This window comes from Desulfomarina sp., from assembly GCF_054039375.1.
Map to the genome: position 1 here is coordinate 1 of NZ_JBPLBA010000123.1, position 10,261 is coordinate 10,261.

Sequence of the window (10,261 nt, forward strand, 5' to 3'; positions counted from 1 at the left end):
CAGCAGAAACCAGCAATGCCGCAACCAGGAAGGTTGCCTTCAAGGACAGAAGAAAATCAACCTTATTCACTGCACTATAATTGTCAAGTCTTGTTCCATCCCCGTAATAGTTCATAAAAAAAGTAAACAGAACCGTTGCCAGAGTTGTACCGAAAACCATACCAAAATTCCTGGCTGTAGCTAGAATTCCAGAGGCAATGCCACTGAAACGATTACTCACCAGGGCAAGAACCGATGCACTGTTTGGAGAAAGAAAGAGTGACTGCCCGCCACCGAGCAGGGCCAGGTTTAGCGCAATAAAGCCCAGACCTGTCACGGAGGAAACAAAAGCCAGGCGAAACAGAGCAACTGCACAAAGAAGAAGCCCTGCAGTTGTCAAAAAACGCCCACCGATTCTGTCATACAGATAGCCGGAAAGAGGAGACACAACCGTCAGGGTAGCCGGCAGTGCCATGATCACAAAACCAATTTTATCTGACTTCACCAGAAGAACAAATTTAAGATAATATGGCAGAAGAACCAGAACAACAAAAAGTGCGGCAAAAGAAATCGCAGCGGTAAGAAGAGCAACAAAAACAGAATATTCCCTGATAAGTTCCAGGGGAATAATCGGATTGACAGCATTTTTTTCCAAACCGACAAACCTGACAGTAAGTACAACAAAGAGCATCCCCCCGCCTGCACCGGCAAGAATCGGGTAATATTGCAAACCGTTGAGAGAAACAACCAGAGTGATAACCAGAAAAAACCAGAAAGTACTGCCTTTCCAGTCAAAATCTCCACACGTATTCCCCACGGGAGTATTTAAGCTTTTCCAGAGAAAAAAGCGGCCAAACAGGTACAGAACAACAGCAACAGGAACAGTTACAAAGAAAATTGACTGCCAGGAAAATCTCACCAGAAGCAGGCCACCAACAAGGGGCCCGAACATTAATCCGCAGGCCGTTGCAATACCTGTCAGGCCCAGACTCTGGCCGATAGTATCTGCTGGGAACACTGCCTTTATCAGGGCAGGACCGGAAGACATCATCATAGCTGCGCCCAGGGCCTGTATAAATCTGCCAGTTAACAGAAAACCAAAACTGGAAGAAAAACCACACCAGGCCGCCCCACAACAGAAAGTCACCAGACCTGAAAGATAAATCCTTCCTTTACCATATCGGTCGGAAATGGTCCCCCAGAAGACCAGTGTTGCGGTAATTGTCAGAAGATAAATAATAACTACCAGATTTGTCTTCCCCAGGTTTACGGAAAACCCTGCCATTATAGAGGGCAGCGCAATATTCACCATCCCGCTGTCCATTGTTGAAAGAAAAACCCCACCCATAATCAACAACAGAATCAGCCAGCGCGTATTATTCGAATGAGCTGGAGGAACAGCCTGGTTTTCCATATTCACTCTGTAATATCAGACAAATGTCCCGGTAATTGTTCACAGGCACCCCAAGAACCTGCAAAAATGGCAGCACCTGGACCCAATATATGTCCCGAAGTGAGGCGGGTAATCGTGACCACAAGGATTCAGGAACAAAAAAAAGGCCTGGTGATAAACACCAGGCCTTAAAATTACATCAAGTTGATGTCTGATCTATCAAACTAGAATTTGAGAGAGAGACGGGCACCAACTTCAACCGGATCATCGTCACCAGTTGCATCGCCTGCGAACAGGTAAGCACCAACGAGGTCAAGATTCAGGTTATCCATAAGAGCATAGGTAACTTTCAGATCAACTTCAGTACCGAGATCAGTCTCACCATTTGCATCATCTTCGGCGAGAGCTGCATACCAGACATCTGCATTCAGGGTCAGTTTGTCCATTGGCTTAATTTTCACACCAACGTTAACCGCCATGATATTTGTAATGACATTTGCCGGGGATCCATTGGATGCGGCCATATCGAATACACCAAGACCCATGATCTCAGCCCAGTAGTAAGAAGTGCCGGGAACACCCATATAGGCATCATTGTCACCATCTGCCGCATTGTCGTCACCGGTGGCATAGAACGCCTGACCGTGAACTACACTTACACTTGCACCGGCAGCTACGAGAAAACCTTTGTTATCCAGATCATTGTTGGTTCCACCGTTATAAATAAAAGAACCCCAGGCAGAAACAGCGTCCATATTCAGATCAACGTCGGCACCAAGATACCAGTTGTCTGTCTCTTCTCCAGAAACTTTCTGATAAACAAAGTACGGGGTGACTTTAAGAGAATCACCAGCCTTGAAGGAAGGTATTACAGCAAAGATGTCATTGTCACGACCACTGGTGTTTGTGTACTCACCTTCAGCACGAACCCAGAGAAAAGGTACGGTTACATTACCGAACTTACCAGTCAGCTTCAGTCCTGAATGGTCATCATCAAAGATAAAACCACGCGCTATTGTAGAACCAAAGATACCTACCTTGGTATTTACAGGACCAAGATTGAAATCAGCGTAAGAGTGCTTGACTCTCCAGATTCCCATTCCGTCAGATCCGATATCACCACCAGTCTCATCACCCCAGTTGGTGTTGAACTCAAACTTGTTTACAAATTTGAAATCATCGTTGAATTTGGCGGTATAGTAAAGACGGGTACGATTGTCCACGCGCCAGAAAGAGGTGCGGGTACTGTTGAAATCACTCTGACTGACAACACGGGTACGCCAGTAACCGCCGAATTTGTTCTCAACTGCAGAAGCTGTAGTTACAGCAACAGTACTGACCAACGCGAGACCAACTGCTGAAGCAATTATCTTCTTCATTTTTTTATCTCTCCTGATTTCGTTTTTAAGCTTCCGACAATGGAAGCCCGGGAATCCCCTTCTCCTACTCCGGCCATCGGAACTACCGACGGTCGGTTTCTTTCAGACACAAAGAAATAGTAAGAAAATTACATTATTCGTGTAGATTATACCTCGCCATTTTCTTTGTCAAGTTTTTTTTACCGGCAAGTATAATTTTTTATACTCCGGTTATTCCCTGCCAATCGTTTGTTTTTTAATCGAAAATCCCAATTCATACACACTCAGCTTTGAACGTACACCACCGGGTATCAGTGCTTCAAAAGTTCCGGCTCTTGGGATCTGCCCGACATATAACGTTGCAACACCCTGTCCTTTCTGCTGGTTATCTTTCAGTTTAAAATCAAAACCTGAAATAAACCCGGCATGCTTCCCGGTTCTCCAGGTCTCTTTGAAGGCCTCTCCGTTCCATGTCAATCCGACAACTGAGCCTCCATCATACATTCTCAGATTTTTAAAAAACGGGAATGATGAGACTATGTTGTTAACCACTACAAGGTCCTGTCTTCCTCTTTCTACAACATCAACCGCCACAATTTTCCCCGGCACGAAAACCAACTGCCTGTTGCCATCCTCATTCTCAGAAAAATTGGTTTTGCTGTTGTGGTCATTGGCACTTCCTACACTCGGTCCAATATATGTTTTACTGCCACCGTAGTTCTCCCTGCTGACCCACAGCAACCCACCGGATGAATCGTACACCCGCAATTTCTCATTCTGATCAATGACAGCCGTTTCAAAAACGGTATCACCATCTATATCCGCATAGGTGAAATCAAACAGATTCACATGTTCAGGCAGAATAAGTTCTTCACCTTTTTTAAAAGTTTTGTCTCCTGTGAAAAGTAATCGAAAAACACCTTTTTCAACCAGCTCCGCACGTTCCATTCCCCGACGCTGTCCTGCAAGAATCCAACCCTTTTCAGGATGCTTAACAGGCCTTATATACCAGGGAATATTACTATAAAGAGTTTCAAAACCGGTTTTTTCCCTCCACAGAAGGATCCGCGATGAAACATTTAATCCACGGGTGGCGCTGAGATAAATTTCCTGTACCCCATCATTATCCAGATCAGCAATATTCATGGCATGCACCCGAAGAAACGGAGGAAGATCAGTACTTCCTGTTTCAACTATTTTCCTGCCACGCAAACGGTAGACTTTTAATTTTCTTTCGCTTAAAATAAAAATATTTTCGGAACCGTTCCCTTCAGCCACGGCCATGGCTATTATTTCAGAGGAAAATTCTTTCGTCCACCTGATTCCTTTTGTCGCAACTTTAATGGAGCGATCTCCAACCCCGATTACTGTTCCGGAATATAATCCCCTTTTATAGGCAATCTCCGGATGGGCAGTTATAAATGCACCGGCTCCCTTTTCGGCTATTTTCCCCTCCCCTCCACCTTCAGTATTCTCAAGGGACGGCTCATTCCCCAGAATTCTCACCGCAATCTCTTCCACCAGGTGATCTATCCTGGCAAACAAAACAGAATCACTTTCCGAAACCACTGAAAACCTTTCTATATCTTTTGCTGAACTGGAACCGATTGGGTAAAATATAACCTGAATATTCAACCCCTTAGAAAGTGAGAAGAGAGATCCGGCAACCAGAAAATCAGCCTGGAGCCCCGAACTGACACTTTCTATATTCCCTGCAGAACTTTTGAGTTTTTTTATCTCAGTACTGCTCACCTGTTTATCGAGTATTTCAAAACCGTCTTTTGCTGCAAGTCTGCTCAAAAGCATGGATTGAATACCATTCTGCAAATATTTATAACTTCCTGCCGATTCAACATCAAATCCGGTAAAAATTATTTTTCCGGCAACACTCTCACTTTTTCCATACAGCGGACCCGCCAGGCCTAAACAGGCAACCAGCATAATAAGCGGAACAGTTATATACTTCATACAATCTCCTTAACCCTGACAACCAGGCAATCAATAAAAAGTCAATAAAAACATAAAGTTGCCACTCCTGTGGCCAATTACATAAAAAGTCTCTTTAAAATCAATGTCATTAATATTGTGTCTGTCCAGAAATGAGGCTTTTTGTTCGAAATCAAGGAGCACGGGAAATTTTACCGCAGACATATAATTGATATCACGAGGATAAAATTTTTCGGGCAACGCAGATATCGGGCAAAAAGACCAACCATGAACAGACCCTATCTATATCTTATAACAGTTCCGCTAGCAAGAAAACTTGCTGGTTCAGCAGCTTTTCTTCACTCCCGCAAAACTCTCTAGCAGACACTTTCCCCTTGACTTTTTCAAATACAAGGCTAAAATTTAAGTACAGATTTTTGTACCATTTTGAGTCCAATGCAAACTTGGAATTGCCCTGATTATTATTCTTCAATATCCTGGATAATTATTGTCTGGAAATGAAATATCTTACCCTGATACTCACTTTACTGCTGGTTCTTGTTCACGGGAGCGTTTTTGCTCAGGATTCCAGAACACACAGCATTTATAAAGTCACCTCATATAATCTTGGTGCAATTTTTGATCTTCAGGGACTGAATGCCAATACTTCCTCCAGAAATTTCAAACCATTACTCATAACAAGCACTGCCTCCGACATACTGAACAGCGAATATGAAGGTTCCGTTTCCTGGGTAGAAACCAACCCCCATACGGCAAACAGCCGGGGTATTGCTGTTGCGGCACAGATAAACGCCACCGGTAAGCTTGCCCTTCATGGAGCCTTTGGATTAACCAGAAATCTCTGGGCTCCTGACTCAATCAATTACGAAAATGAAGCAAGCTGGGAAGCTAATCTTGGTGTCATCTACAAACTTCTTGATAACCTTTCCTACGAAATTCATTTTGCCTACATGGATACAGGCGACCTTTTCACTGAACGAAGCAGTTACAGTGATGTGGAATCAATTATCATGGTCAGCAATCAACTTACCATGAGTTTCTAACCATCATTTCGTTACTCCCCACAGGTACAGCAATTTTATGAGTTTACTACCTCAGTGCCGTATGCCCACAGGCACCGGTTTTTTCAAGGTGCCCCTGAAATCCTTCCTGCATTAACCGCAAAGAGACCTCACCACGCCTTGACAAGTCAACTCTCTTCGAATAAGAGTCAAGAGTTTCCTTTTTTAACAAAAGCCGATACTTTTTCTGGCAACACTCACAGGCACCCCAGCTTTTTTCGGTTTCTTTTGTCCACATAAGCAGGCTATGGCGAACAAAAGAACCTGCAAAACTCATTTGTAACACCTGTGAGCAATTACAGTTCAGAGGCAATAAAATCATAGAGTTATTGCCCTTGTGAGTAGTTACTTTTTCTGAATTCATGCATAATTCAGTTTGAACTTTTGCTCTTTTTTCACCATGGCGAAAAAACGGGTTTCACCCATTTTTAACATCCTCATGTATTCCCATGACACCTACGGGCTTGGTCATATCCGCAGAACAATGGCGATTGCAGATCATCTTCGGGACAAAAACACCAACATACTTATCCTTACCGGGTCACCTATCGCAGGACGTTTTTCCTTTCCCCAGCAAGTGGACTTTGTAAGGATTCCAGGGATGATAAAAAAAACAAACGATGAATACAGATCTCTGTCCATTCGAATTGACCAGGAACAGGCTCTTTCCATCCGGACAAATATCATTCTCGCCACAGCAAAAACTTTTCGTCCAAACCTCTTTATTGTCGACAAAGAGCCCCTCGGCCTGAAAAAAGAAGTCCTGCCTACTCTTCGATGGCTGAAGGACTCCGGCCTGCCGACCCGATCCATTCTTGGCCTGAGGGATATTCTGGATGACGCGGAAACAATTAAAAAGGACTGGAGAGAAAAAAACGTCTACTCCTACCTGGAAAGCCTGTACCATGAAATATGGGTATATGGTGACAAAAAGATCTATAATCCTGTTGAAATGTACGACATGCCTGAAACCCTTCACAAAAAGATCAAGTTCACAGGGTATATACCAAGAAAGCAACTCCCATCCGGCACAAGATCAATGATCCGCAGGCGGCACAGGATTCTTGATGATGACAAATTCATCCTTGTAACTACCGGAGGTGGTGGAGACGGCGAGGAAGTACTGGAACATTTTATTTCAATGCATGATTACTACCCTGCCTCTCTTCCATTTAAAACAATCATCATTACCGGGCCGTTCATGCCCAAAAAAATAAGAGAACGACTAAAAAAACGGGCAAGACGCTACGGCATTAAAACATTACCGTTTCATCCCAGACTGGAAGAACTCATTGCCGCAGCTGATCTTGTTATTTCCATGGGAGGATACAATACCATATGCGAAATACTGACCCAGCATACCCCTGCCCTGATTATTCCCAGGCAGACCCCGAGAAAAGAACAGCTTATCCGGGCCCAAAGACTGAAAAAACAGGGTCTGCTTGATTTTATCCCATGGTCTGAAGTGACCCCCCAGATCCTGCGTAACAAGATCATGACCCTCTGTAACAACCGTGAGAAATATATCCATGCCATTCAATCTTTCAAACTTTCCGGTCTGGACAGCATGATGAAACGCCTTAAACATTTTAAGGAAGAACATCAGATAAACGGGGGGCAAACTCACAAACACAAAAATGCCGAACAATGATTCCAAACCAGAACAAACCAGTCTTAGGCTATATCCTTAAAGGCTACCCGAGAATATCCGAAACCTTTATTTCCAATGAAATACTGCTTCTCGAGGAAATGGGCTTCACCCTGCGCCTCTTTCCCATGCGTAAACCAAGGGAAAGTTTCTGCCATGCTTCGGTGAAAGAAATTCAGGCAGAAGTCAGTTATCTTCCCACCGAACTTTTTGAAAATTTTTTAACCCTTCTTTACCACAATACTTTCCTGGCAGTTAAGAAACCGACAAACTTCCTCAGGGCTCTTACCTACTGCAGAGAGTCAACCGGCGGCAAAGGGAACCTGGCCACTCTCAAACACCTGCTGCAGGGTGGCTATCTGGCCCATGGCTTCCTGATGAAAGAGCCAAACATTGTTCACCTCCATGGTCATTTCGCGCATTCTCCCACTTCGGTCACCCTGTTTGCCTCGCTCCTCTCTGGAATTCCCTTCAGTTTCACAGCCCATGCCAAAGATATTTACACCTCTGCCGAAAAGAAACTGAAAAGAAAAATCAGGCTGGCAAGTTTTGTTACAACCTGCACCGCCTACAATGAAAAATACCTGAAAAATATTGCCGGCAAATCTGCCACACCGATTTTTCGAATCTATCATGGCATAGACATTAGCCTTTTTCAGCAAACCAGAATCCGGGATACCCCGACAGAACCCTATCAACTTATGACTGTAGCAAGAATGACCGAAAAGAAAGGTCTGCCGATCTTGTACGAGGCTCTCGGGATACTCAGAAAAAGAGGCTTGATATTCAGACATACACTTATCGGAGATGGTGATGACAGGGATACAGTTCTCCAGCTCATTTCCTCCCCTGAACTCAAATCCTGCTGCCGATGGATGGGAACCCGGACCCATGGAGAAGTCATTGATCAGTTTACAGAAAGTGATGCATTCGTTCTGCCCTGCAGAATTGCCGAAAATGGTGATCGTGACGGCATTCCAAATGTTCTGGTTGAGAGCCTGGCTATGGGTGTACCCGCCCTTTCAACGAACATTTCCGCTATCCCGGAGATTTTAGTGAACGAACAGACAGGTCTCACGGTTCCACCTTGCCGTCCTGATCTGCTTGCAGAGGCTATAATGCGAATTCTGAAGGACCATAAGCTGCGCGAAACCCTTATAAAAAACGGCAGAAAATTTGTAGAAACTGAATTTGACAACAAAAAATGGGTCAAAAAACTGGGAGAAACATTCCTGCGGGAAAATAAACAACTCAAAATATCATTCAATTGAAGTGAAAAAACAGAACCCCGACATCACGACCTTCGGTCTCCTGCGACATGGTCAGACCGAATGGAATACAGTAAAAAAAATTCAGGGAAGCCGCAATTCCCCGTTAACCGCTTACGGCCGGAAACAGACAGCCCGCTGGGCACATTTTCTGAAAAAGTTTAACTGGAACAGGATAGTGGCCAGCGACCTTGGCAGGGTCCGGGAAACAGTGGCAATACTGAACGAGCAACTTGATGTCCCCGCAGAATTTGACAACCGCCTGAGAGAACAGAACTGGGGCGAATGGGAAGGATTGACCATTTCCCATGTCAAGGCGCATTTCGGACAGGAACTGGAAAAACGGGTTAAGAAGGGATGGGCATTCCGGGCGCCCGGCGGAGAAACCAGGCAGACCGTGAAAGAACGTGCATTCACCGCACTGCACGAGCTTGCTGGTGTATACCCCGGAGAAAATATCCTCGTTGTCTGCCACCAGGGTGTCATCAAATGTACTCTTTATGCCATTACCGGTAGAAAATTTCTTCCGTCTGACGATCCATTGCTCAACCCCGACATGCTTCATCTCATCACTGGTAACGGCTGTGATCTTCAGACGCACAAACTCAATATTCCATGTGGGGATAAAGGATGAGAATCTCTTTTTACTGCCAGCATGTACTGGGTGTCGGCCACCTCCATCGCAGCTTTGAAATATGCCGCCAGCTCGCTGAAAAACATGAGGTGACTCTGATACTCGGTGGCCCGAAAACAACTTTTCCCCAGGCACCGTTCTCCCTTCTCAATCTCCCCGGCCTGCAGATGGACAGAGAATTTCAGAATCTGGCTCCCTGCGGGAACGACCTGGATCTTGAGCAGGTCAAAAAAACCAGAAAAGAAAGGCTGCTTACCCATTTCGAAGTATACCGCCCCCAGGTATTGATCACCGAACTCTATCCCTTCGGCAGAAAAGCCTTCAGGTTCGAGCTTGACCCCGTTCTCTCCGGTATAAAAAACGGCTCCCTTCCACCCTGCCGAAATTATTCCAGTGTTCGTGATATCCTGGTTGAGAAAACAAGCGGTAAAAAAAAATTTGAGGACAGGGTCATCAAAATATTGAACACATATTATGATGGCATACTTATCCACGCCGACCCGATGGTGATTACTCTTGACAGAACTTTCAAACGATTACATGAAATTACCATTCCCATGGAATATACCGGTTTTATCTGTCCACCCCGTCCTGAACCGCTCAGTGCCCGGAAAAAGATTCGTGAAAAACTGGGTCTGAAAAAAAACACTCCCCTTATTGTTGCCAGCATCGGTGGCGGCAGTGTGGGAGAAGAACTCCTTGAGGCGGTTATTGCGGCCTGCAGGTCACTCCCGGAAGGGACAGATTTCTTCCTGCAGGTATTTACCGGACCTTTCAGCAGAAAATCCTTTCATAAAAAACTGCAGAACAGCCAGACAGAACTAATCCGTATTGATAAATTTTCAAATATTTTTCCTTCCTGGCTCGAAGCGGCAGATCTCTCGATCTCAATGGCCGGTTACAACAGCTGCATGAATCTGCTCCGGGCGGGAATTCCGGCGCTGGTCCATCCATTCAACCAGAACAGGGAACA

The 10,261-nt window shown here is 44.9% G+C and carries 8 protein-coding genes; 5 read left to right on the forward strand and 3 right to left on the reverse strand.

Translation table 11 applies throughout. The annotated features are described in order from the left end of the window. The 3 genes from ACXLDX_RS06990 to ACXLDX_RS07000 all read right to left on the reverse strand — a co-directional run. Nucleotides 1-1,393 (reverse strand): MFS transporter (locus ACXLDX_RS06990; RefSeq protein WP_457576475.1); only part of this gene is annotated, 1,393 nt, incomplete at its 3' end. Between the two features lie 203 nt (nt 1,394-1,596). Continuing rightward, the gene (locus ACXLDX_RS06995; RefSeq protein WP_457576476.1) at nt 1,597-2,751 is read right to left on the reverse strand and encodes an alginate export family protein; all 1,155 of its coding nucleotides are present in this window, start codon (nt 2,749-2,751) and stop codon (nt 1,597-1,599) included. Between the two features lie 210 nt (nt 2,752-2,961). After that, nucleotides 2,962-4,698: an FG-GAP repeat domain-containing protein gene (locus ACXLDX_RS07000; protein ID WP_457576477.1), complete on the reverse strand. Its 1,737-nt coding sequence runs from the start codon at nt 4,696-4,698 to the stop codon at nt 2,962-2,964. A gap of 476 nt (nt 4,699-5,174) precedes the next feature. Here ACXLDX_RS07000 and ACXLDX_RS07005 point away from each other — a divergent pair, with 476 nt between their 5' ends. The 5 genes from ACXLDX_RS07005 to ACXLDX_RS07025 form a co-directional block, all read left to right on the forward strand. Continuing rightward, on the forward strand, nt 5,175-5,720 hold the full coding sequence (locus ACXLDX_RS07005; protein ID WP_457576478.1) for a hypothetical protein: 546 nt from the start codon (nt 5,175-5,177) through the stop codon (nt 5,718-5,720). A 394-nt stretch (nt 5,721-6,114) separates the two neighbouring features. Then, entirely contained in the window at nt 6,115-7,389 is a 1,275-nt protein-coding gene (locus ACXLDX_RS07010) for a glycosyltransferase family protein (protein WP_457576479.1), read from the forward strand. After that, complete coding sequence (locus ACXLDX_RS07015) at nt 7,386-8,657, forward strand: glycosyltransferase family 4 protein (protein WP_457576480.1); 1,272 nt, start codon at nt 7,386-7,388, stop codon at nt 8,655-8,657. Before ACXLDX_RS07010 ends, ACXLDX_RS07015 begins: the two co-directional genes overlap by 4 nt. Nucleotide 8,658: 1 nt before the next feature. Continuing rightward, entirely contained in the window at nt 8,659-9,288 is a 630-nt protein-coding gene (locus ACXLDX_RS07020; protein ID WP_457576481.1) for a histidine phosphatase family protein, read from the forward strand. Further along, nucleotides 9,285-10,261: glycosyltransferase family protein (locus ACXLDX_RS07025; RefSeq protein WP_457576482.1), on the forward strand; the 977-nt coding region annotated here is incomplete at its 3' end. The genes ACXLDX_RS07020 and ACXLDX_RS07025, both read left to right, overlap by 4 nt.